This window comes from Deinococcus multiflagellatus (assembly GCF_020166415.1).
Classification (GTDB): Bacteria; Deinococcota; Deinococci; order Deinococcales; family Deinococcaceae; genus Deinococcus; species Deinococcus multiflagellatus.
The window spans coordinates 314165-337267 of sequence record NZ_JAIQXV010000001.1 but is presented as its reverse complement, the minus strand read 5'-3'; the positions used below and the strand labels follow the sequence as shown (position 1 = coordinate 337267).

Annotated in this window: 18 protein-coding genes; 10 read left to right on the top strand and 8 right to left on the bottom strand. The window is 67.9% G+C overall.

The features are described from left to right. Window positions 1–29: 29 nt before the first annotated feature. Window positions 30–437: an Hsp20/alpha crystallin family protein gene (locus K7W41_RS01590; RefSeq protein WP_224604024.1), complete on the bottom strand. Its 408-nt coding sequence runs from the start codon at window positions 435–437 to the stop codon at window positions 30–32. A 59-nt stretch (window positions 438–496) separates the two neighbouring features. On the opposite strand from K7W41_RS01590, the gene miaA reads away from it, so the two are divergent. The 3 genes from miaA to K7W41_RS01575 all read left to right on the top strand — a co-directional run bounded on the left by miaA (window position 497) and on the right by K7W41_RS01575 (window position 4663). Next, window positions 497–1396: a tRNA (adenosine(37)-N6)-dimethylallyltransferase MiaA gene (gene miaA, locus K7W41_RS01585; protein WP_224604021.1), complete on the top strand. Its 900-nt coding sequence runs from the start codon at window positions 497–499 to the stop codon at window positions 1394–1396. Between the two features lie 130 nt (window positions 1397–1526). After that, on the top strand, window positions 1527–2768 hold the full coding sequence (gene glgC / locus K7W41_RS01580) for a glucose-1-phosphate adenylyltransferase (RefSeq protein WP_224604018.1): 1242 nt from the start codon (window positions 1527–1529) through the stop codon (window positions 2766–2768). A gap of 143 nt (window positions 2769–2911) precedes the next feature. Next, entirely contained in the window at window positions 2912–4663 is a 1752-nt protein-coding gene (locus K7W41_RS01575) for a YncE family protein (protein WP_224604016.1), read from the top strand. 161 nt (window positions 4664–4824) lie between these two features. Here K7W41_RS01575 and K7W41_RS01570 read toward each other — a convergent pair whose 3' ends face one another. Continuing rightward, window positions 4825–6471, bottom strand: coding sequence for a methylmalonyl-CoA mutase family protein (locus K7W41_RS01570; RefSeq protein ID WP_224604012.1), 1647 nt, complete (start codon window positions 6469–6471; stop codon window positions 4825–4827). A gap of 440 nt (window positions 6472–6911) precedes the next feature. On the opposite strand from K7W41_RS01570, the gene K7W41_RS01565 reads away from it, so the two are divergent. From K7W41_RS01565 to recQ, 5 genes are all read left to right on the top strand, one after another. After that, window positions 6912–8210: an AI-2E family transporter gene (locus K7W41_RS01565; protein ID WP_224604010.1), complete on the top strand. Its 1299-nt coding sequence runs from the start codon at window positions 6912–6914 to the stop codon at window positions 8208–8210. A gap of 145 nt (window positions 8211–8355) precedes the next feature. Beyond that, window positions 8356–10137 (top strand): translational GTPase TypA, encoded by a 1782-nt coding sequence (typA, locus tag K7W41_RS01560; protein ID WP_224604008.1) that lies wholly within the window; start codon window positions 8356–8358, stop codon window positions 10135–10137. A 103-nt stretch (window positions 10138–10240) separates the two neighbouring features. Beyond that, window positions 10241–10753: a GNAT family N-acetyltransferase gene (locus K7W41_RS01555; RefSeq protein ID WP_224604004.1), complete on the top strand. Its 513-nt coding sequence runs from the start codon at window positions 10241–10243 to the stop codon at window positions 10751–10753. A gap of 329 nt (window positions 10754–11082) precedes the next feature. Further along, complete coding sequence (locus K7W41_RS01550) at window positions 11083–12012, top strand: hypothetical protein (protein WP_224604002.1); 930 nt, start codon at window positions 11083–11085, stop codon at window positions 12010–12012. A 259-nt stretch (window positions 12013–12271) separates the two neighbouring features. After that, window positions 12272–14455 (top strand): DNA helicase RecQ, encoded by a 2184-nt coding sequence (gene recQ, locus K7W41_RS01545; RefSeq protein WP_224603999.1) that lies wholly within the window; start codon window positions 12272–12274, stop codon window positions 14453–14455. A gap of 234 nt (window positions 14456–14689) precedes the next feature. Here recQ and K7W41_RS01540 read toward each other — a convergent pair whose 3' ends face one another. The 3 genes from K7W41_RS01540 to K7W41_RS01530 are packed head-to-tail and all read right to left on the bottom strand — an operon-like array spanning window position 14690 to window position 16767. Then, window positions 14690–15037 (bottom strand): DUF1622 domain-containing protein, encoded by a 348-nt coding sequence (locus K7W41_RS01540; RefSeq protein WP_263489483.1) that lies wholly within the window; start codon window positions 15035–15037, stop codon window positions 14690–14692. A 2-nt stretch (window positions 15038–15039) separates the two neighbouring features. Continuing rightward, window positions 15040–15834 (bottom strand): Cof-type HAD-IIB family hydrolase, encoded by a 795-nt coding sequence (locus tag K7W41_RS01535; protein WP_224603995.1) that lies wholly within the window; start codon window positions 15832–15834, stop codon window positions 15040–15042. Window positions 15835–15858: 24 nt separating this feature from the next. Next, window positions 15859–16767 (bottom strand): PhzF family phenazine biosynthesis isomerase, encoded by a 909-nt coding sequence (locus tag K7W41_RS01530; RefSeq protein ID WP_221088846.1) that lies wholly within the window; start codon window positions 16765–16767, stop codon window positions 15859–15861. Between the two features lie 204 nt (window positions 16768–16971). On the opposite strand from K7W41_RS01530, the gene K7W41_RS01525 reads away from it, so the two are divergent. Next, entirely contained in the window at window positions 16972–17874 is a 903-nt protein-coding gene (locus tag K7W41_RS01525; RefSeq protein ID WP_224603994.1) for a PRC and DUF2382 domain-containing protein, read from the top strand. Between the two features lie 45 nt (window positions 17875–17919). Continuing rightward, window positions 17920–18342, top strand: a complete 423-nt coding sequence (locus tag K7W41_RS01520) for a DUF2382 domain-containing protein (RefSeq protein ID WP_224603993.1) — start codon at window positions 17920–17922, stop codon at window positions 18340–18342. A 61-nt stretch (window positions 18343–18403) separates the two neighbouring features. On the opposite strand, the gene asnS is transcribed toward K7W41_RS01520, so the two are convergent. From asnS to K7W41_RS01505, 3 genes are all read right to left on the bottom strand, one after another. After that, entirely contained in the window at window positions 18404–19741 is a 1338-nt protein-coding gene (asnS, locus tag K7W41_RS01515) for an asparagine--tRNA ligase (RefSeq protein WP_224604556.1), read from the bottom strand. 281 nt (window positions 19742–20022) lie between these two features. Continuing rightward, window positions 20023–21807: a chitinase gene (locus tag K7W41_RS01510; RefSeq protein ID WP_224603992.1), complete on the bottom strand. Its 1785-nt coding sequence runs from the start codon at window positions 21805–21807 to the stop codon at window positions 20023–20025. 299 nt (window positions 21808–22106) lie between these two features. Further along, the gene (locus K7W41_RS01505) at window positions 22107–22730 is read right to left on the bottom strand and encodes a cyclodeaminase/cyclohydrolase family protein (protein ID WP_224603991.1); all 624 of its coding nucleotides are present in this window, start codon (window positions 22728–22730) and stop codon (window positions 22107–22109) included. Window positions 22731–23103: the final 373 nt, after the last annotated feature.

Sequence of the window (23103 nt, the reverse complement as noted above, 5' to 3'; positions counted from 1 at the left end):
TGAATCTGTCCTGCAGCCGCCCTTCGCGCCTACTCCCCCTGCTCTTCTCGCCCCAGATCGCTGGAAGGCACGCTGATGGTGGGGTGGCGCTTTTCAAAGCGGATCGTCAGCACGCCGTGGACCAGGGAAGCCTGCCCCGACTGGGGCCGCACGGGTTCAGGAAAGGTGAGGGTGCGCCGGAAAATACCGCTGGGGCGCTCGCCGCGCAGCAGCCGCTCGGAGGCCGGGCGCTGGCCGGCCACCGTGACGGTCTCGCCGTCTTCCTGCACCTCCAGGGACTCGGCGTCCACGCCGGGCACGTCCAGCTGCAGGCACAGGTGGGCGTCGTCATCGGTCCAGTCGGCGGCCGGGGTCCAGGGCACGGGGCTGGATAGGGTTTCCACCTCTTCCCGCAGCGTCATCAGGTGGTGCAGTCGCGCCAGTACGGGCTCGTTCATGCCCCCTACGGTAGCACCCGCCCCCTGGGGCCGCGCCCGCATCCTCTATGATCCTCGCCGTGCGCGCGCTGCCCATCCTGACTGCCCCCACCGCCGCTGGCAAAAGCGCCCTGGCCCAGGACTGGGCCCTGCACGCGGGCGGCGAACTGGTCTGCGCCGACGCGTTCACCGTGTACCGGGGCCTGGACATCGGCACCGCCAAGCCGGGCCCCGCCGAGCGCGCGCAGGTGCCCCATCACCTGCTGGACGTGGCCGAGGTCCACGAGCCGTTCGATGTGGCCCGCTTTGTTGCACTGGCCGAGGCCGCCGTGGCCGAGGTGCTCTCACGGGGCCGCACGCCGCTGATCGTGGGGGGCAGCGGCTTTTACCTCTCGGCCCTGGTGCGCGGCCTGCCCCTGACCCCGCCCAGCGACCCCAGGGCGCGCGCCGAGGTGGAAGCCGAACTGGCCGAGCGGGGCCTGGACGCCCTGCTGGCCGACATTGAACGCCGCCACCCCGCCGAGGCCGCCCGCCTGGAGCGCAACCCCCGCCGCGTGGTGCGCGCCGAGGAGATCTACCGCCGCACCGGCCGTTACCCCGGCGACTTCGGGCACCGCCCGCCCGCCTTTCCCTACGAGGTGCTGGCCTTCACGCGCCCCCCGGAAGAACTCGAAGCCCGCATGCACGCCCGGGTGCTGGCGATGTTTGACGCGGGCTGGGCCCGTGAAGCCGCGTGGCTGGCCGCGCAGGTGTCCCCAGACACCCAGCCGCGCCCCACCGTCTGGCAGGCCCTGGGCTACCACGAGGCCCTGGCGGTGGCGGGCGGGACCCTGGCGGTGCCAGAGGCCGCCGCGCAGATTGCCCTGGCCACCCGCCAGTACGCCAAACGCCAGCAGACCTTCATCCGCACGCAGCTGGGCGCGCCGCTGTTAAGTGAGGGTGAAGCGCGCCGGCATCTCTTCACCGGGTGGCCTCGTTAGCGTGGGGCACCATGTGCCTTTCTTCTCTTTTTGTGCGTTGTCCTTCTGCCTGCCCAGCCGGGCCCTCGCCCGCCGCCGCGCGCCTGGGTAGAGTGAGCCCGGGGCGCCCGGCGCTCCCTGGGGGGAAGGCATGAAACCAAGGGTTCTCGGCATGATTCTGGCAGGGGGGCAGGGGTCCAGGCTGGCCCCGCTGACCCAGAAGCGCAGCAAACCAGCCGTGCCATTCGGCAGCAAGTACCGGATCATCGACTTCGCCATCAACAACTTCATCAACTCGGGCGTGTTCTCGATCTACGTGCTTACCCAGTACAAGGCCCAGAGCCTCACCGAACACATCCAGCGCGGCTGGCGCTTCGGCACCTTCCTCAGCGACTACTTCATCACGCTGGTGCCCGCGCAGATGTACCGCATTGAGGAACTGGGGCCGGTGTGGTACCGGGGCACCGCCGACGCCGTGTACCAGAACATGCACCTCATTGACAACTACGAGGCCGATTACGTGGCCATTTTCAGCGGCGACCACATCTACAAGATGAACGTGGAGCACATGCTGCAAAAGCACATGGAGACCCGCGCGGACGTGACCATCGCCGCCTACCCCATGCCGCAGGCGCAGGCGCACCAGTTCGGCGTGATGCATGTGGACAGCAACTGGCGCGTGACCCAGTTTCTGGAAAAGCCCAAAGACCCCCCCAGCATCCCGGGCCAGGAGGGCACCAGCCTGACCAGCATGGGCAACTACATCTTCTCGCGCCGCGCGCTGGACGAGCTGCTGGAAACCAACATGGGCGAGGGCGAATCCGGCTTTGACTTCGGCGGCGACGTGATTCCCCGCGCGCTGTCTGACGGCTACACCGTCATGGCCTACGACTTTCACCGCAACCCCATTCCCGGCCAGGGCGGCCCCAACACCTACTGGCGCGACGTGGGGACCCTGGACGCCTACTACGAGGCCAACATGGACCTCGTGAGCGTGAACCCGGAATTTGACTTCTACAACCCGCAGTGGCCGCTGCGCACCAGCAGCGAATTCTCGCCGCCGGCCAAGTTCGTGCACGAGTCGGACGGCCGCAAGGGACAGGCGTTCAACTCCATCATGGCCGGCGGCGTGATCATCAGCGGCGGCACCGTGCGCGACAGTGTGCTGGGCCGCAACGTGCGCACCCACTCGTACTCGCTGGTGGAAAGCTGTGTGCTCTTCGATGAGGTCGAGGTGGGCCGCCACGCCCACCTGCGCCGCGTGATCGTGGACAAGAACGTGGTGGTGCCCCCGGGCGCCAAAATTGGCCTGAACCCAGAAGAGGACCGCGCCCGTGGCTTTACCGTGACCGACAGCGGCGTGACCGTCGTGCCCAAGAGTTACACCTTCTGACGGACGCAGCAGGCGTGCAGCGAGCGGCGCCTGCAGCCCGCGTCCCACCCACCCACCCCCCCCCAGGGCGCCGTTCTCCTCCGAGCGGCGCCCTGCGGCCATGCCTACCGCTCCACTCATGCCCATGCTCTATCCTGCCGCGCGTGATCCGGCGTTTCTGGACTGTCCTGGCCTTCTCGGTGGCCTCCCTGCCCCTGGCCGCTGCGGTTTCGCTCTCGCCCCGGAGCCTGCTGACGGTTCCCGGCGCTGCGCCGCTGGCCCTGGCCCCGGTGCCCGGCGGCGTGGTGGCCTGCCTGGGCGAGCGCCTGCTGCTGCTGGGCCCCGGCGGCGAGGTGCGCCGCAGCCTGCCTGTGGGCGCCCCCTGCGCCGGCCTGAGTGTCAGCCCCGGCGGAGCCTACGCCCTCACGCGCACCGGCACCCAGGTCAGTGTGTGGCGCCTGGGCGACGGCGTGCGCTTGGCCCGGCTGGACACGCCCGGCGTGACCGGCGCCGGCTTCAGCGGGCCCCAGGACCTCCTGATTGGCAGCGCGCAGGGCATTGAACGTGTCTCGCTGGCCAGCCTGGCCCGCTCGGCGCCCGCTGGTGAAGCGGTGGGCGCCCTGGTCACGGCCCCCGACGGCCTGCGCGCCGTGGTCACCCGCGCCGGGCGTGTGCAACTGCTGGACACCGCCACACTGGGCGTGCAGAGCGCCATGACCTGCGCGGCCCCCTGCACCCTGGGCCCCGTCACCTTCAGCGCCGATGGCCGCTCGGTCGCTGTGCAGGCTGGCGGCGAGCTGTATGCCCTGCGGGCGGGCTACCCGGCCTCGGTGGTGGTGCGCCGCGCCGAAGCCGGGGGCGCGGCCCTCTCTGGCCTGCCCCGCCGCGACGGCAGCGTGCTGGTGCTGCGTGCCGGGCAGCTGGAGGTGCGCGACCTGCAGACCGGCCACCGCGAACAGGTGCGCCCGCTATCGGGCCTGCAGCCGGCCCCCGTGGCCCTCACGCCCGCCGAACGGGTGCTGAGCGTGCAGGGCGGCGTGCTGCAGGACAGTGCCGCTGATCTGAGCGCCCCCCGCGCCCTCCTGACCCTGCCGGCGGCCCTCACCGGCGGCGGCCTGGACCCCGCCACCGGCGAGCCCCTGACCCTGCTGCCCGGCGGCGCCCTGACAGGCGGCCCCCGCGCCCTGGCCCAGAACGTGTTCGCCGTGCAGACCATGAACCGCTTCACCTGGCTGCTGACCGCCGACGGCAGCGGCGGCCTGGCCCTCAGGACCCTGAGCGGCGGGCGCCAGGGGACGGCCGCCGGCCTGCGCACCGCCACCCGCCTGAGCGTGAACCACTGGGGCAACCACGCCGCTGTCTGGGACGACGCGCGGCTGGTGGTCGTGGCCCAGAAGACCGGCAAGGCCGTGGCCTCGCTGGCCGTCCCGGGCGCCGCCCGCGTGACGGTGTCGCCGGACGCCACCCGCGCCTATGTGTTTCCGCGCACTGGCGACCCGGCGGTGGTCCTGACCGCCAACGCCAAACGCTTTGCCCTGCCCGTGCTGGCCGGCGCGCGCTATGCGGACGTGCAGATCAGCGGCCAGGGCCAGTTTGCCTACGTGAAGGCGGGCGGCGGCCTGGATCTGTACCGCCCCGGCCAGCGCTCGCCCTTCGCCGCCCTGCCCACCGCCAGCGACCGCGAAGGCGCTGTGCGCTACAGCCCCGACAGCCGCCTGCTGGCCGCCGTCACCCGCGCTGACGACGGCTGGCACCTGAGCCTGCTGGACACTGACACCGGCCGCGTGACCGCTGCAGGGCCCGTCCTGGCCGACCACCCTGCCTTCCTGGCCTGGAGCCCGGACAGCCGCCGCCTGACGGTGGGGGCGGGGCTGGGGACAGCGGTGAACAATGTGACGGTGTTTGATGTGCAATAGGGGGTGCGGGAGGCAGGCAGCGGTGCGCGGGACAAGCTAAGGCCCGCCGCGCTGCTGGGGCGAGCCCTTCTGCTTGCCCTCCGTTGCCCATTTCAACCACCCCAAACAAACGCGGTGCGCCCCGGGTTTCCCCGCGCACCGCGTCCTGCTCCCCGCTTCCCTTACACCACCGCAGGCTCCACGTACTCCCCGTACACTGTCTTCAGCACATCCATCTGCTCGCCCAGTGTGCAGTAGGCGTGGGCGCATTCCAGGAAGGCGGGCATGGAGTTCGCACCCGTCACAGCGGTGTCGCGCAGCGCAGCCAGGGCCGCTTCAACCCGCACGGGGTCACGCTCGCGGCGCACCTGGGCCAGGCGGGCTTCCTGCACGCGCTCCACTTCCGGGTCAATCAGCTGAATGGGCACTTCCACCGCGTCCTGCACGAAGTCGTTCACGCCCACGATGACGCGCTCCCCGCGCTCCACTTCCAGCTGGTAGCGGTAGGCGGCTTCCGCCATTTCCATCTGGAAAAAGCCGCTCTCAATGCCCGCTTCCACGCCGCCCATCATGCGAATCTGCTCGATGTAGCCCATCGCGGCGGCCTCAACGTCGTTCGTCAGCTTTTCCACGTAGTAGCTGCCCGCCAGCGGGTCCACCACGCCGGCCACGCCGGTTTCATAGGCGATGATCTGCTGCGTGCGCAGGGCGATGGTGGCCGCCTCTTCCGTGGGCAGGGCCAGCGCTTCGTCAAAGGAATCGGTGTGCAGGCTCTGGGTGCCGCCCAGCACGGCGGCCAGCGCCTGAATCGCCACGCGCGCAATGTTGTTCAGCGGCTGCTGCGCGGGCAGGGACACCCCAGCCGTCTGCGAGTGCGTGCGCAGCATCCACGACCGGGGGTTCTTCGCGCCGTAGCGGTCGCGCATCTGCCGCGCCCAGATCCGCCGGGCGGCGCGCAGCTTGGCAATTTCCTCGAAGAAGTCGTTGTGAATGTCCCAGAAGAAGCTGATACGCGGCGCGAACTCGTCAATGTTCAGCCCGCGTTCGAGCGCCTTTTCCACGTAGTGAAAGCCGTCGGCCAGGGTAAAGGCCAGCTCCTGCACGCCCGTGGCCCCCGCCTCGCGGATGTGATACCCGCTGACCGAGATGAAGTTCCACTTGGGTACCACCCTGGGGCCCCACTCGAAGGTGTCAATGACCAGCTTCACGCTGGGCGCAGGGGGGTAAATGAACTCTTTCTGGGCAATGAACTCTTTGAGAATGTCGTTCTGAATGGTGCCGCCCACCTGCCCCAGATCCTTGCCCTGCTTCTGCGCGTTGGCAATGTACATGGCCCAGATGGCATTGGCCGGGGAGTTGATGGTCATGGAGGTGGTCACGGCTGTGGGATCAATCCCCCGGAACAGAATTTCCATGTCCGCAAGGCTGCTCACCGCCACGCCGCACTTGCCCACCTCGCCCTTGGAGAAGGGGTGGTCGGAGTCGTAGCCCATCAGCGTGGGCAGGTCAAAGGCGGTGCTCAGGCCCGTCTGGCCGGCTTTCAGCAGCGCGTGAAAGCGCTCGTTCGTCTGTTCGGCGCTGCCGAAGCCCGCGAACATGCGCATGGTCCACAGCTTGCCCCGGTACACGCTGGGCTGCACGCCGCGCGTGTAGGGGAATTCGCCGGGGTAACCCAGGTCGCGCTCCGCGTCCCAGTCTTTCAGGTCGTCGGCCGTGTAAATCGGCTCGGGGTCCATGTCGGACAGGTTTTTAAAGTTGTACTTGCGCTCCGGGAATTTCTGGGTGGCCGGGCCGTACACGCTCTGCATCCACTCGTTCTTGCTTTTCATGGGGGCCTCCGGGGTGGGGGAAGAAGGCGAGGCAAACGCTCGTTAGGTACGCACAGGGTAGCAGAGGGGGTCTGGGGGGTGTCCGGACTGAAGGGGCGAGGCGAGGGCATGCCTCCAGGGTCGGGGGGAAGGGCCGCTCGGCCTCTGGCTGGGCCGGGTGGAGGAGAAGCGCGCGCTGCGATGACAGAGCAGCGCCACCCAGTCGCCTTATTGACGGGGTCTCCGGCCCCCAAGGCACAGGACGAGCCGGGACGCCGCCTGGGTCACCTTGCCCTCTGGGCTTCCTACGCGTCTTGCTACAGGCGCTTGCACACGCCCCATGCGAACATCCACCCAGGAACCCCCCCCGCTGCCCCGGCCCCCTCTCCCCATGAACTAAAGGCTCCGCCAAGCGCGGCCGTGGCGGCAGGCCCTGTGGCCGCGCTTACACTAAACCTCTCATGAGCCCCACACCTTCTGCTTCCTCTGCCCAGCGTGCGCCGTCTGGGCCGGATGACCAGCCGCGCGTGACCGTGCAGGTGGTCAACCTGCTGCCGGTGGCGTTCGCCGTCATTGGCGTCCTGCTGGCCCTGAGTTTTTTCGGGCAGGTGGCGCCGTCGCTGCTGGCCGTCACCCTGGCCCTGATCCTGGCGACCGCCCTGAACCCTGTGGCCCGTTTCTTTGAACGCTGGATGGCCCGGGGCCTGGCCGGCACCCTGACCGTGCTGCTGGTGGTGGCGGTGCTGGGCGGCGCCGCTTTTCTGGCCCTGCCGCCCGCCATTGCCCAGCTGAGCACCCTGGGCAGCAGCACTGTGGATCTGGGGGCCCTGGAAACGCGCCTGAACAGCTGGCTGCGCAGCCAGCCCGGCGTGGACCGCATGATTCCCGATGACGCCCTGCAGCAACTGGAAGGGCAGCTGCGCCAGGTGGGCGCCCAGGCCATGAAAGCCCTGCCCAGTGTGGTGGGCCTGGTGCTGGGGGGCCTGTTTACCGCTGTCGTCACGCTGGTGATGCTGGTGTATGCCCTGGGCAACCCGGTGCCGCTGGTCAACGGCGTGCTGGGGGCCGTCCCGCCGCGCTGGCGCACGCCCGCCATGTACGCCCTGGCCCAGATTCTCAAGCACATGGGCGCCTGGGGCCGCGCCACGCTGCTGGTCATGCTGGTCACGGGCAGTTGCACGGCGGCGGGCTTCTACCTGCTGGGCGTGGACAACTGGCTGGTGTTCGGCTTGCTGGCGGCGCTGGGCGAACTGGTGCCCACCATCGGGCCCATCGTGGCGACCATTCCGCCCATTCTGTTCACCCTGGCCGATGATCCGCAGCGGGCGCTGTACGTGGCCCTCTTTGTGCTGGTGTTCCAGCAGGTGTCTGGCTTTGTGCTGGGGCCGCTGGTGGTGGGCGGGGCCGGCAACCTGCATCCGCTGTCGGTCATCGTGGGGGTGCTGCTGTTTGGCGGCGTCTTCGGACTGGTGGGCGCTTTCCTGACCGTGCCGTTCCTGATCGTGATCAAGGCGATCTACCAGCACTTCTACCTGCGCGAAGCCCCCGAGATCCCCGACGCCGTGGCGATGGCCCTGATTTCCGGCCGCGTGGAAGAGCAGCTGGAGCGGGAAGAAGAAGCCCGTGAGCAGGCCGTGCGCGCCGCCACCCAGGCGCGTGACGCCGACCTGACACGACAGGTGGAACGTGGCACCGTGAATCTGGATCAGCTGGAAGACGCCCTGGAAGACGCGCCCCCCGCTGGGCGCGAGCGGCCCTGAATCACGGCGGCGCGCGTGATCTGCTAAACTTTATTTTTGGGTGTCCCGCCCACATGACGTGCGGCGGGCTTTTTCATGCCTGTGCGAGCAGTGGTGGCCCCTTCCCGGGCCCCGGCCCCTGCTCCAGACCAAGGGAGCGGTACATATGGAATACAGAAACATTGCAATCATCGCCCACGTTGACCACGGCAAGACCACCCTGGTGGACGGCCTGCTCAAGCAGACCCTGAAACTGGGCCACGGCGAGGAAATCGCCGAGCGCGCCATGGACTCCAACGACCTGGAAAAGGAACGCGGCATCACCATCCTGGCGAAGAACACGGCCGTGGAGTACAAGGGCGTCAAGATCAACATCGTGGACACGCCCGGCCACGCCGACTTCGGCGGGGAAGTGGAGCGCGTGCTGGGCATGGTGGACGGCGCCCTGGTGCTGGTGGACGCCGCCGAAGGCCCCATGCCCCAGACCCGTTTCGTGCTGCGCAAGGCCATTGAGCTGGGCCTGAAGCCCATCGTGGTCATCAACAAGATTGACCGCAATGACGCCCGCCCCGAAGAGGTCGTGAACCTCACCTTCGACCTGATGGCCGAACTGGGCGCCAACGACGACCAGCTGGATTTCCCGATCCTGTACGCCATTGCCCGTGACGGCAAGGCCTACAAGGACCTGGACAAGCCCCAGGACGACATGCACGAGCTGTTCGACATGGTGCTGGAGCACATCCCCGCCCCCAAGGTCGACCTGGATGCCCCCTTCCAGATGCTGGTCACCAACCTCGACTACTCCGAGTACCTGGGCCGCATCGTGCTGGGCCGGGTGCAGCGCGGCACCGTGAAGAAGGGCGAATTTGTGCAGCTGATGCACAAAGACGGCACCATGACCAAAACCCGCGTGGTGCAGCCCTTCACCCACCTGGGCCTGCGCCGCATTGAGGTGGACAGCGTGGGCGCCGGGGACATTGTGGCGCTGGCCGGCATTGAGGACGCGCAGATCGGGGAAACCGTGGCTGACCTCGCCGACCCCGAGGCCCTGCCCATCATCACCGTGGACGAGCCGACGGTGAGCATGGTGTTCCAGCCCAACACCAGCCCCTTTGCCGGCAAGGAAGGCAAGTACGTCACCAGCCGTCACCTGAACGACCGCCTAAAGCGCGAGGTCATGACCAACGTGTCGCTGAAGGTGGAAGAAATCCGCCCCGACGAGTTCAAGGTCTCCGGGCGCGGCGAGCTGCACCTCTCGATCCTGCTGGAAACCATGCGCCGCGAGGGTTACGAAGTGCAGGTGGGCGCCCCGCAGGTGATCATCCGCGAAATTGACGGCGTGAAGCACGAGCCCGTGGAGCACCTCGTCATTGACGTGCCCGAGCAGCACGCCAGCACCGTGATCGGCGTGCTGGGCGCCCGCAAGGGCCAGATGGTGAACATGGAGCCCCAGGGCAGCCGCGTGCGCGTGGAATTCAAGATTCCCAGCCGCGCCCTGTTCGGCTTCCGCACCCAGTTCCTGTCCATGACCCAGGGCGAAGGCATCATGAGCCACATCTTCGACGGCTACGCGCCCTGGGCCGGCGACCTCAAGACTCGCCAGAACGGCTCGCTGGTCAGCATGGAAGACGGTGTGGCCTTCGCCTACTCCATCTTCAAGCTGCAGGACCGGGGTTCGTTCTTCATTGACGCCGGCCAGGACGTGTACGTGGGCATGATCGTGGGTGAAAACGCCCGCGAGCAGGACATGAACGTGAACGTGTGCAAGAACAAGAAGCTCACGAACGTGCGCTCGGCCGGTGCCGACGAGGCCCTGACCCTGATTCCCCCCAAGCGCCTGAGCCTGGAAGACGCCCTGGAGTACATCGCCGACGATGAACTCGTCGAGCTGACCCCCCAGAGCATCCGCCTGCGCAAGAAGATCCTGAACCCCAGCTTCCGCAAGTAATCCGCCCAATGGCCCTGGCCCCCGTCCCCTGTGGCGGGGGCTTTTGCTGGCCCAGCGCCCATTGCCCTTGCGGCCCGGTCGGCGCGCGCCCTACCGTGCGCCCATGCGCCCAGCCCCCGAGATCCGCCCCGCCACCCGGGCCGACCTGCCGGCCATCACCGAGATCTACAACCACGCGGTGCGGCACACCACCGCGTCCTATGACCTGGAGCCGGTCACGCTGGCGTCCCGCGAGCGGTGGTTTGACGAGAAGGCAGCGGGCAGCTGGCCCCTCTGGGTGGCCGTGCGCGGAGCAGAGGTCATCGCCTGGGCCACCTACGGCCCCTTTCGTGCCAAACCTGGCTACCGCTTCACCGCCGAGCATTCGGTCTATGTGGCCCTGCAGGCCCAGGGGAGCGGCGTGGGCCACGCCCTGATGACGACCCTGATCGCCGACGCCCAGCAGCGAGGCCTACACAGTCTGGTGGGGGCGGTGGACGCCGACAACGCTGGCAGTCTGGCCTTTCACGCGCGCCTGGGCTTTGCCCCAGTGGCCCACTTCCGGCAGGTAGGCCACAAGTTCGGCCGCTGGCTGGACCTGGTGTTTGTGCAGCGGCTGCTGGTGCCAGAGGGCTGAGGAGAGGGAAAGGGCAGGGGGAGAGGGTTTCCGAGACAGGCCGGCATGCGTGGGGGCACGTTTCAACGGCAGGGCCTCGCGCCGTGAGGGGTGAGGGGGGTCTTTCGTCAACCGCTCTAACGGTGGAGGGCTGGGGAGTGGCCTGGGAGGGCAGGGTTCCTCCAGGACTGTCCTGGCTGTGCCGGAGATGAACAGCTGTCCGTAGAACATGGCCCGCGATGAAGCGTTCCCACGCTGCAATCACTCACAGGTTCGACCCCCGCACAGGCATTTCCGGCCGGTCGGCGGGTGAGGTTGAACCACCCACAGCGCCCCTTCAACTTCCAGCCGTGCGCCTGTGTGTGCGGGTGTACGCTGTGCCCATGCAGGCGGCAATAGAAGGCGTGCGCACCCTGGTCGAACCCCTGGGTTGGATGGTCCATGTGGCGGGGGGGTTCGCCGTGGCGTTCTTTGCCTCGTCGGTCTTCTCGCCGGCGGGGCGCCGCGCCGCCGTGATTGCCCGCGCCACGGCCGTGGTGGCGCTGCTGACGGTGCTGGGCGCCACATGGCTGGTGCACCCGGCCGCCGGCATGTTGCTGGGTTACCTGGGTTCGCACGCCTTTGGCCGCTGGCGCCGGGCCAAGAGTGGCCTGATCGCCGCCCTGGTGGCCGCCGCTGTGTTGATCGCCCTGGGGGCGAACTGGCTGGTGTATCCCGTCTTCGTCATGTCACTCGTCTGGCTGGCCAGCGGCGCCTGGGGCCGCGAGGAGCGCCGGGCACCCAAGGCGCCCCCTGCACCAGAGCCCGCCGCCCTGCCAGCCCAGAACAGCGGCACGCCCCTGGTCACGGCCCCCGCCGATGGCCCCCTGGTGGCCCTGATACGCGACGAGCGCCTGCCCCCCGACGCCCGCGCGCAACTGGCCGCCCTGAACCTGCGCACGCAAGAAGCCCTGTCGCTGCTCAAAACCCAGGGCCTGGAAGGCAGTGAGGCCGGCTACCTCACCCGGGCCATCCGCGAGGAATACGCCCCCGGTGCGGTCAACGCCTACCTGAAACTGCCCCGCTCGTTGGCCGACACCGCGCCCATTCAGGAAGGCAAGACCGGCCGCGCCCTGCTGAACGAGCAATTAGAACTGCTGCTCTCGGGCGTGCAGGACGTGATCAGCGGCACCCTGCAAAGCGGCAGCCAGGAGCTACTAACCCACGGCCGGTTCCTGCGCGACCGTTTTGCGAAGGTAGAAGCCGACCTGCGCGTCCCTGTGGAAGTCAAGGCGAAATAGAGCGGTTGACCAAAGACCCCCCTCACCCCTCGCTGCGGCGCCGCTCTTCGAGTCCCACGAGGGGCGAGGGTCGAGACCCAACATCTTCTTGATGTCAACTGCTCTAGAACCGCAGGCCGGTCCGCTGGGGGCCTGCGCCGTTTCAGAGTGCCCCTTGACCGCGCTGGGGCGCTCCCGCCCACAGCGACTCCCGGCCTCTGCCCCTTCTCCGCTCAAGCTCGCATTACGTCCTGCACAGAACGCGCTATGCTGGGGGGCGATGTCTGCCGCGTCTCCTGCCACCGATCCTGCCCTGAATATTCTCAAGACCGTCTGGGGCTACGACGCCTTTCGCGGCGTGCAGGCCGAGATCGTGCGTACGGTGGCAGAGGGCGGTAACGCCCTGGTCCTGATGCCCACGGGCGGCGGCAAAAGCCTGTGTTATCAGGTGCCCAGCCTGCTGCGCCCTGGGGTGGGCATCATCGTCTCGCCCCTGATTGCCCTGATGAAGGACCAGGTGGACACCCTGCGGGCCCTGGGCGTGCGCGCCGCTTACCTAAATTCCACCCTCTCCCCAGAGGGCGCGCGCGAGGTGGAAGCCGCCCTGGTGGCCGGCGAGTTGGACCTGCTGTACGTGGCCCCCGAGCGCCTGCTGCTACCCCGCACCCTGGACCTGCTGGAGCGCGCCCCGGTGGCCCTGTTTGCGGTGGACGAGGCCCACTGCGTCTCCCAGTGGGGCCACGACTTCCGCCCCGAGTACCAGGGCCTGAGTGTGCTGCCCGCGCGCTTTGCCCACATTCCGCGCCTCGCCCTGACCGCCACCGCCGACGACCGCACCCGCGCTGACATTCTGCGGGTGCTGGACCTGCACGGCGCGCCGCAGTTCATCTCCAGCTTCGACCGCCCCAACATCCAGTACCGCGTGGCGGCCAAGGAGGGCCCCAAAACCCAGCTGCTGGACTTTATCCGCACCGAGCACGCTGGGGACGCGGGTATCGTCTACTGCCTCTCGCGCAAATCGGTAGAAGAGACGGCGCAGTGGCTCCAGGCGCAGGGCGTGGACGCCGTGGCCTACCACGCGGGCCTCTCGCCGCGCGAGCGCAACCACGCCCAGGAACGCTTTCTGAACGAAGAGGGGCTGGTGGTGGTGGCCACCGTGGCTTTCGGCATGGGCATTGACAAGCCCAACGTGCGCTTTGTGGCCCACCTGGACCTGCCCAAGAGCATGGAAGGCTACTACCAGGAAACCGGCCGCGCCGGGCGCGACGGCCTGCCGGGCACCGCCTGGATGGTCTACGGGCTGGCGGACGTGGTGAACGTGCGGCGCATGCTGGCCGCCAGCGACGCCCCCGAAGAGGTCAAGCGCGTAGAGGCTGGCAAGCTGGACGCCCTGCTGACCTTCTGCGAAACGGCCTCTTGCCGCCGCGAGGTGCTGCTGGCCTACTTTGGCGAGACCTTCCATGGCCCCTGCGGCAACTGCGACACCTGTCTGAACCCGCCGCAGGTGCGCGACATGACCCGCGAGGCCCAGATGGCCCTGTCGGCGGCCATCCGCACTGGCAACCGCTTTGGCGCCGCCCACCTGACCGATGTGCTGCTGGGGCGCGCCACCGAGAAGGTGGTGGGCATGGGCCACCACACCCTGCCGACCTTTGGCGTGGGCACCGCCCACGATGAAAAGACGTGGCGCGGTGTGCTGCGCCAGCTGGTCAGCCTGGGGTATCTGGCGGCCGGGGAATACCACGGCCTGTCGGCCACCGGCAAGGCCCGCACGCTACTGAAAGGGGAGACCCGCCTGACCCTGCGCGAGGATACCCTGCAGCCCCGGACCACCAAACGCGAGCGCCAGCGTGACCGGGGTGGCAGCCGCGCCCCCGTGGCCGCCGCCGACCAGCCCCTCTTTGAAGCCCTGCGCGCGTGGCGCCTGTCGCGCGCCCGCAGCCTGGGTGTCCCCCCCTACGTGATTTTCACCGACGCCACCCTGAAGGCCATTGCCGAATTCAAGCCCACCAGCCACGCCCTGCTGGGCACCGTGAGCGGCGTGGGGCAGCGCAAACTGGCCGACTACGGCGACGAGGTGGTGCAACTCGTGCGCGATTCACTGGACGGCGCAAGCCCCGCCCCCGTCAGCGCCCCCGAGCGCGGCGCCCGCGAAAACAGTGCCGTGCTGGGCATCCTGAAAGGTCGCCCAGTGGCCGCTCCGCCCCTGCCCAGCCTGCCCGCCGACCCCGCCAGGACCGAGCCGGTGGCCGAAGCCCTGCGCGAGTTGCGCAAGACCCTCAGCCGCGAGACGGGCCACAGCACATTCGTGGTGTTTCCCAACGCCACCTTGCAGGCCCTGGCCGAGCGCCAGCCGCGCACCCTGGCCGATTTGCAGGACATCCCCGGCTTTGGCCCCAAGCGCGTGGACGCCTACGGCGAGCAGGTCGTGGCCGCGGTCCGGGATGTGCTGGAGAACGGGTAAGGTCACCGGATTGCTCCAGAGGGAGTGGGAATGCGCAGGGGGCTGTGTTTGCCAGACGCGGCAGCGAAAGCGCCCGCCTCTCAGGTCCAGAGTGAAGCGGGCAGAAGCACTTCCCCGGGCTCGCAACCCATCCGCGCTGTTGTCGGCACTCCCGGATGTTGAAAGTCCCGCAGTCCTCGCCGTCGAGTGCAAGTCCTCGGTCAGCCCACATCCACTTCCGGGCGCCTTCCCCCCTTACCCTTCCTGCCGCGCCTTATGCCCGTCTATCTCGCGCTGCAGGAAGAAATTCAGCAGCGTGCGCAGCGCCGCGATGGCCGCCAGCTTGCCAATATCGTCCCACGAGGGCGCAATCGCCGTGCGCAGAATGTCGGCCGCCAGCGTGAACTCCAGGCCCACCGCCAGCCAGCGCCCCAGTTCCAGGCGCAGGCTTTCTTTCTGCACGTCCGGCTGGGCCGCTGGCCGGAACAGGGCCACAGCGGCGCGCCCCAGCGCCAGCACCACGGCGGCGACAATCACCAGCGCCGCCGCCACCTCCACGCCGGTGGCGGCCCACTCGGTCCAGACCTTGACCCGCTCCAGCAGGCTCACAGCTGCAGCGCCAGCTCCACGGCTTCGCGCAGGCCACCGTCGTCCACATGCCCCACGAAGTGCCGCGCCGCCCGCCGCGCTGGCTCGTCGGCGTTGCCCATCGCCACGGGGTGCCCCACCACCTGCAGGGCCGCCACATCGTTTTCGCCGTCGCCCACCATCATCACCCGGTCCAGCGGCACGCCGTACGCCTGCGCCACCCGCGTCACCGCGCTGCCCTTGCTGACTCCCTCCCGCGTGACCGAGATGAAAATGGCGTCGGGCATCACCGGGCTGCCGGCCGGATGCAGGCTCAGGCCATCGTGGGGGGCGGCCACCACCGCCTGTTCCTCGGCGCGGGCCACCACCCACTGCGTGCGCACCACCTCGCCCTGCAGGTCTTCCGGCGCCTGGGGTTCGTAGGGCAGGCCCAGCAGCCGGGCGTGGCGCTCGGCGTAGTCGCCGGGCTTGGTCACGGCGTACGCCAGATCGGTGTAGACCTCCAGCAGCCGGTCCTCGCGCCGCGCCCGGTCCAGCAACTCCGGCAGGCTGGCCTGCGGAAACGGCTCAGAGAGGCTCTGGCCGCTGCCCACATTCACCACGCTGGCCCCGTTCTGAAACACGTGCCAGCCGTCCGGGTCCAGCCGCTCGGCGTAGGCGCGGGCGTTACCAAAAGCGGGGCGCCCGCTGCACAGGGCGAGGCGCACCCCCCGGCGCCGCGCGCCTTCCAGCGCCGCCCACACGTCGTCCCGAATCACGTTCCCGGTGCCCACCAGGGTGCCGTCCACATCCACACAGATCAAACCCAGCATGGGCGCCAGTCTAGGCGCAGACGGTTAGCGGCGCGGCGCGGCACCCTGGACTGGCGACCAGACTCCCTCGCGCTCCACGGTGGCGCAGCCGCCCACATGCACCGCCACGATCTGTTCGCCCTGCAGTTCCAGCTCCACTTCCACCTCGCCGGGTGTGCCCAGGGCGTGCCCCTGGTACACCACGCCGCAGGCCCGCTCGCCGCGCACCGGCAGCCGCCCCTGCCGCGCCAGCAGCGCCATCAGCGCGCCCGCCGCGCTGCCGGTCACCGGGTCTTCGGGAATCCCCACCGCCGGGGCAAAATCGCGCGCCGCAAACCGGTTAACCCCCATGGGCGCGTAGGCGTACAGGCTGGCCACCTCCAGCGCTTCGGTCAGCGCCTGGATACGCGGCAGGTCCGGTTCCAGGCCGTCCAGAATCACGCTGTCCAGCAGCGGCAAAAACACGCTCCACAGGCCTGTGCTGGCCGCCGCCAGCGGTAGGCCCCGGTGCACCATGCGCGCGTCAATGCCCAGGGCCTCGGCCAATTCGGTGCGGATGCTGCGCGGCAGCTCGCGGTAGGCAGGCGATGGCTGCTGCATCCACACCCGCTGCGGCACGCCCGCCGCCGTGTCCAGGCGCAGCGGCACGCGCCCGGCCAGCGTATCCAGATACAGCGGCGAGCGGCCGTCCCACTCGCCCGCCTGCGCCAGCGTCAGGCCCAGGGCCACGGTGGCGTGCCCGCAGAAGTCCACCTCCTGCGTGGGGGTGAAGTAGCGCACCCGCGCAATCGGGCCCTCGCGCCGCGTGATGAACACCGTTTCCGGCGCGCCAATCAGGGCGGCGAGGGCCTGCATGTCCTGGCGGCTCAGGGTCTGGCCCTCCAGCACCACGCCGGCCCGGTTGCCGTGTCCCGGCGTGTCGGTAAAGGCGCTGACCTCGCTGTAGGCGATCATACCTGTACTGTAGCAAGCTGGCCTCGCTGACCGCCGCTGTCTGGGGCGCATCTTTACTGGAGCTTGACCTGCCCTGAAGCTGCCCTCCATGCAAAGGTGATCTTGTGCAGGGCTTTAGGTCTTTCGTAAAAAGTCTCGCATTTGGCCTGACAGACTCCGTCCAGTTCACCGCAACACATGGGTGACCCAACCAAGGAGGGTGTTATGGCGAGACTGATTCCGATGTCTGAGCTGGTACGTGACCGCAACTATGATCTGGGCGATACCTACAACGTGGTGGGACAGACCGCCTACGGCTACGGCGGCGAGAAGGTCGGCACTGTGCGCGAGGCCCTCACCGACGACGGCGGCCAGATCCGCTACCTGATCGTGGATGTGGGCGGCTGGTTCTCGGCCAAGGAAGTTATGGTGCCCGTGGGCATGGCGCGCATTGAAGACGACGGCGTGTACTTCGACAACCTCAGCAAGGACCAGGTCAAGGGCATGTCGGGCTATGTGGCCGGCCAGGACTATGAGTACGAGGCCCAGGTGGCCGACGAGCGCATCCTGCGCGGCGTGGACACCAGCACCCAGCACGCAGCCGGGAACTTCAACTACACCCAGCGCGACGACACCATGTTCCAGACCCCCCAGCGTCTGCAGCTGCTCGAAGAGCGTCTGCGCGTGAACAAGGACCGCTATGTGGCGGGCCAGGTGCAGATCGGCAAGCACGTCGAAACCCGCACCGAGAATGTCACCGTGCCGCTGGAGCGCGAAGAGATCGTCATCGAGCGCCATGTGGTGAGTGACGCCCGTCCGGTGTCTGGCAACGTGACGCTGGGCGCCGGCACCGAAACGGTGGAAGTGACGCTGGAAGCCGAACGCGCCAACGTGAGCAAGCAGGCGTATGTCACCGAAGAGGTGGAAATCGGCAAGCGCACGGTCACCGAGCAGCAGACCGTCACCGAAACCATTGGCCGCGAAGTGCTGGATGTCAACCAGAACGGTCAGGTGGCCGTGCAGGGCACCGAAGCCCACCTGCACGATGGACGCAACGTGGCCGAGCGGGCGGTGGACGCGGTCAAGGACGCCGTGGACCCCCTCGACGGCAAGATTGATCGCCGCTAAGCGGTCTGGGGAGGGTCTGGACACAGCCCTCCCCACTTCCTGCCTATGACCGAGGAACAAAGGGTCCGCCGCGCCCTGCAGGGCGTGATTGAGCTGCGTGAAGAACGCGCCGAGATTCAAAAGGTCCGTGAAGAGACGGGCCGCGTTGTCGTTCGCCGCGAGCGCCGCGTGCGCGAGGAAACCGTGCGCGTGGAGCTGGTGTCTGAAGTGCTGGTGGTGACCGCGCAGGAGGGTTCCCCTGCCGTGCAGATCGGCACCCGCACCCTGGCCCCCGGCGAAACGTACGAGGTCCTCCTCTACGACGAACGCGCCGTGCCCGGCAAGGAAACGGTGGTGGCCCAGGAGGTGCGCCTCTTCAAGGACACCTTCGTGCGCGAGGAGACCGTGCCCCTGCAGCTTGCCTACGAGGAACTGGTCGTGGACGAGCACATGGTGGACCAGGGCCGGCTAGACCCGCCCCGGTCCTGAGGCTCTGCATCAAAAAAGAGCCCCTGGCTGCACTTGCCAGGGGCCCTTTTCATGCTCCGAATCAGGGGCGCATGCGGGTCAGCATCCGGGGGAAGGGAATCGCCTCGCGGATGTGGTCAATGCCCGTGATCCAGGCAATCACGCGCTCCAGGCCCATGCCAAAGCCGGCGTGCGGCATGGAGCCAGTGCGGCGCAGGTCTAGGTACCATTCGAAAGCTTCCAGCGGCAGCCCTTCGTGCTCAATGCGGCTCTTCAGCAGCGCGTAGTCGTGGATGCGCTCGCTGCCGCCGATAATTTCGCCGTAGCCTTCCGGGGCAATCATGTCGTCGCACAGGGCTACGCGGGGGTCCCCCGGGTCGGGCTGCATGTAAAACGCCTTGATGGCCGCCGGGTAGCGCTCAATAATCACTGGGCGGTCAAAGTGGTGGCCCAGAATGGTCTCGTGCGGCGCACCCAGGTCGTCGCCCCATTCCACAGGCTGCACATCGGCCTGCACGTTGGTTGGCAAGTCGCCGCTCTCGATATGCGCCCGGATGATCTCCAGCGCCTCGGTGTAGGTCACGCGCGGGTAGTTCCCTTCGGCCGCCCCTGCCAGCTTGCTTACGTCGCGGCCCAGCAGCTTCAGCTCCTCTGGGCACTGTTCCAGCGCGCGGCGCACCAGGAAGCTCACGAAGCGCTCCTGCAGCGCCATGTTCTCGGTGTGGGTGCTGGGGGCCACTTCCGGCTCCACCATCCAGAACTCCAGCAGGTGGCGCCGGGTCTTGCTCTTCTCCGCGCGGAAGGTGGGGCCAAAGGTGTAGACCTTGCCAAAAGCGAATGCGCCCGCCTCGGCGTGCAGCTGCCCGGTCTGGCTCAGGTACGCCTTGTCTTCACCAAACAGGTCAATCTCGAACAGCTCGGTGGTGCCCTCAGCGGCATTGGGGGTAAAAAACGGCGCGTCAAAGCGGATGAAGCCCTCGCCGTGAAAAAAGTCCACGATGGCACGCTGCACACAGTCGCGCACCCGCATGATCGCCCAGGGGCGGCGGTGGCGCAGCCACAGGTGGCGGTGGTCCATCAGGAACTCAATGCCGTGTTCCTTGGGCGTGATGGGGTACTCGGCGTGGTTCTCACTGATCGGCGTCAGGCCACGCACGCTCAGTTCTACGCCACCTGGGGCCCGCTCGTCGGCGCGCACCTCGCCGGTGATGGTGACGGCCTGTTCCTGCGTCAGGCGCTTGGCCTGCTCGAACACGTCCTCGGTCACGTCGCCCTTGAAGACCGTGGCCTGCACAAAGCCGCTGCCGTCGCGCAGCTTCAGAAACTGAATCTTGCCCTTGCCGCTCTTGTCTTGCAGCCACGCGTGCACGGTGACCGTCTGGCCCACATGCTGGGGCAGCCCGTGAATGTTGGAAAACATGCTCATCGGCGCTCAGTATAGGCAGAGTGGGTTGTGGGGCCCCTTAGGAACGGCGAACCTGCGCGTCCGGGGTGGGCCCAAGAGGCAGCTTTCTTACCGCCCCGTGGCGGTTTTGCTCCGTCTGCCCGGCGTCCTCACACGGGTGCTCCCGTGTGGCGCCTTGCCTCGTGGCGGCCACACTTCGGGGTGGGGCACAGCTGATCAGGGCCACGTTCGCGGCCCTGTCACGCAGCGGCCGGCCACGCCGATGCTCCTGGCGTGACCGGTCCCCTTGCTCTGCCCTAGGGCAGTGAATTCAGGAAGGGCCGGTGTGCGCCCGAGAAGTTCAGGCCGTCGGCGCGGTCCCAGTTGATCGACCACGTCATCAGGCCGCGCAGGGCCGGGTAGGTGGTCCCCGGGCGGTACGTGTTGCACCCCGTGCCGCTGGTCAGGCAGGTCACAGCGCGCTGCACGTCGGCCGGGGTGGTGTACCCGCTGCCTGCCGAGCGTGTCCCCGAAGGCAGCCCAATCGCCACCTGATCGGTCCGCAGGCCCGGAAAACGTTTGGCCGGGTTGCCGCCCAGGTTGAAGCCGGTAAGCAGCATATCGGTCATCGCCACATGGAAATCCACGGTCCCGGGCGTGTAGGTGCGGCCATCGGTGCCCACCAGCGAACCGGTGTTGTAGTGCTGCACATGCAGCGTGGTCAGGTCGCTGCGCAGGTTATGAATGAGCGGCAGGTACGCGCCCCAGATGCCGCCGTAGCTGGACAGCCCGCCCTGCACGTAGGCTGTCTCTGGCGCCATGGTGAGGATAAAGTTCGAGCCAAATCGTGCCTTGAGGCTGCGCACCGCGCTGATCAGATTCACGACAGCGGGTGTGGTGGGGTTGTTCAGATCCGTGTCGCCCGGATTCAGAGCCAGCGACCCGCCTTCCAGATCAATGTCCAGGCCGTTCAGGCCGTAGCGGGCGATGATGTCGCCCATCGTGCGCACGAAGTTGTCGCGCGCCGCTGCCGTGTTCAGCTGAATATGCGCGTTGGCCCCGCCCAGGCTGATGAGGACCTTCTTCCCTTTGGCCTGCTGCGCGCGAATCCCGGCGATAAAGTCCGCCTCGGTTTCGGCATTGGCGCCGCAACTTTGTGGGGGGCACAGCTCAAAGGCCACCTCACCCTCCGCGCCGCCGGGCTTGTTCTCGGCAAACGACAGGTTGATCACGTCCCAGGCGGCATTCACATCCTTCATGCGGATGTAGCCGCTGCCGTTGTCGAAGTTGTGCCAGTACCCAAAGAGGGCGTGCTTGGGCAGGCCGCCCGTGGGCGGCGGGGGCGGGGTGGTGCCGGAGATATTGACGGTGACCGACGCCGAAGCCGACTTGGTGTTCCCCGCCGCATCAAATGCTTTGGCCGTATAGGTGCGGGTGCCATTGTTCGCACTGGTGACCGTCTCCGTGGCGGTATACGGCGCCGTCGTGTCGGTGCTCAGCAAGGTCGAGCCCTGATAGAACTCCACCTTCGTCACGCCGACGTTATCGCTCGCCGTCGCACTCAGACTGACTGTGCCAGCACTGGTGACCGTACTGGGGCTCGCGGTCAGGCTGACGGTCGGCGCGGTGGTGTCACCCGTCGGTGGAGGCGTGGTGCCGCCAGCGCAACTGGTGCCATTCAGGGTGCAGGTGTTGACGCCGGTGAGTTGACCCGTGCCGTCGTAGCCGATGGTGACACTGCCGCCAGCGGGAATCGTGGCGCCGCCCCAGCTGTTGGGGGTGATGGTGTACAGCCCACTGCTGTCCTTGGAGATGCTGCCCCCGGCACCCCAGACGGAGGCACCAGCGGCGGCGTTGCCATTGAACTTAAATTTCAAAGTCCAGCCGGTGATGGGGGTGGTGCCGGGGTTGCGCAGGGTGATGCGGCCGGTGAAGCCTGTGTCCCACGCCCCTGTGCTGTCAAACGTCGCTGTTGGGCCTGTCGCCTGCGCTTGCAGAACAGGTTGGCGCCCTGCCACCTGCGGCGTCTGAGAGCCACAGGCCCCCAGCACCAGGGCCAGCGAAACAAGAGCCGCCACACGGCCAGAACGGTACAGAGTCATAAAACCTCCTCCTGGGCCACGGCTGGCACAGGCAAAACAGAAAAGATGGGACCGTTATAGAAAATCACAACCGCGCAGCTTGTAAAGCGTGAAAATAATTTCCGATCTAGACAATTAGGCTCGGCTGACGAGGCGTTGACCCCGCTTGCGGTATGGCCTTCAATTGGTGACTTGACTTGGCGGAGGCGTACAGGAGCGTCTCTGTGCCAGGGCCTGTCTCAAAAGCGCCCGCTCAACTCTGCGGTCCCCCGTTGCCGCCCACGCTGGGCTGCTTCGGGGAACCGTGCTCTCTCGCTGACCTACCCTTCGCCCGCCGCTTGCCGCAGGCGCCCGGCACAGCTGTCCAGCGTGGCCTGAGCCTGCCCCATCCCCCGTGCCTTCAAACGGTCGTGTTCGGCCTGAATGGCGCCCCGCGCGTCAGCGGCGACATGGGGCAGATTGATCTCCACTGTCAGCAGCGCGGCCAGCAAGGCGCCTTGCAGCAGGCTGGCCCCGGCCCCCACGTCGCTCACCACTTCCGGGTGAACCTGCGGGGCCAGCGCCTGCGCCGCCTCCAGGCCCTCCACGATGGTCCGGGCGAGGGTCAGGGGCACCTGCATGGCCGTCTCGCCCGCCGCCTGCAGCGCCTCTGGCCTCCCAGGGTCGTCGCTGGGAAGGTGGCTGGCCTTCACATACTGCCCAAACGCCTGCACGTCCTCATCGGCCAGGGCCTGAAGGCGACGGCGCAGCGCCGTGACCTGCCTGCCCGCATTCTCCAATTCCGCCGAAGCCTCTCTCTTCTGCGAGATGCCCACGGCCATGCTCAGCAGCGCGGCGCCGAACGCTGCGGCCACGGCCGCCGTCGCCCCGCCGCCGGGCGTGGCCTCGGCACTGGCCGTGGCGTCCAGAAGTTCCGCTGCCGGGCGCGACCACAGAGACGACATGCCGACACTGTAGTGGAAGGTCAGCCGTCCCTGGCGTGTTCTGGGCACAGCTGAGTTGGGCCAGGATGCGGAGAGTAGGTGTCAACACCTCCGATCAGTTTCGCGTCCCTGGATCGTCAGAGCTTCCAAAAGTGGGCCTCCGGGAGCAGGAAGGACAGGGCAGGAGAGGCGTGCCCGCAATCACAACTCAAGCTGCGCCGTCGGTTGGCCCCTTGATTGCAGGCCTCCCGCTGCTCTGCAAACTTGTGGGCCCTGAAGGCGTGCCTAACTTTCGCTCAGCGGTACAAGCCCACTTGCCGCTCTAGATTGGGCCCTGGTTAGGAGAGAAATAGACAAAGTTCTGCTGGAAAACAAAAAATTCACGCACTGGCAG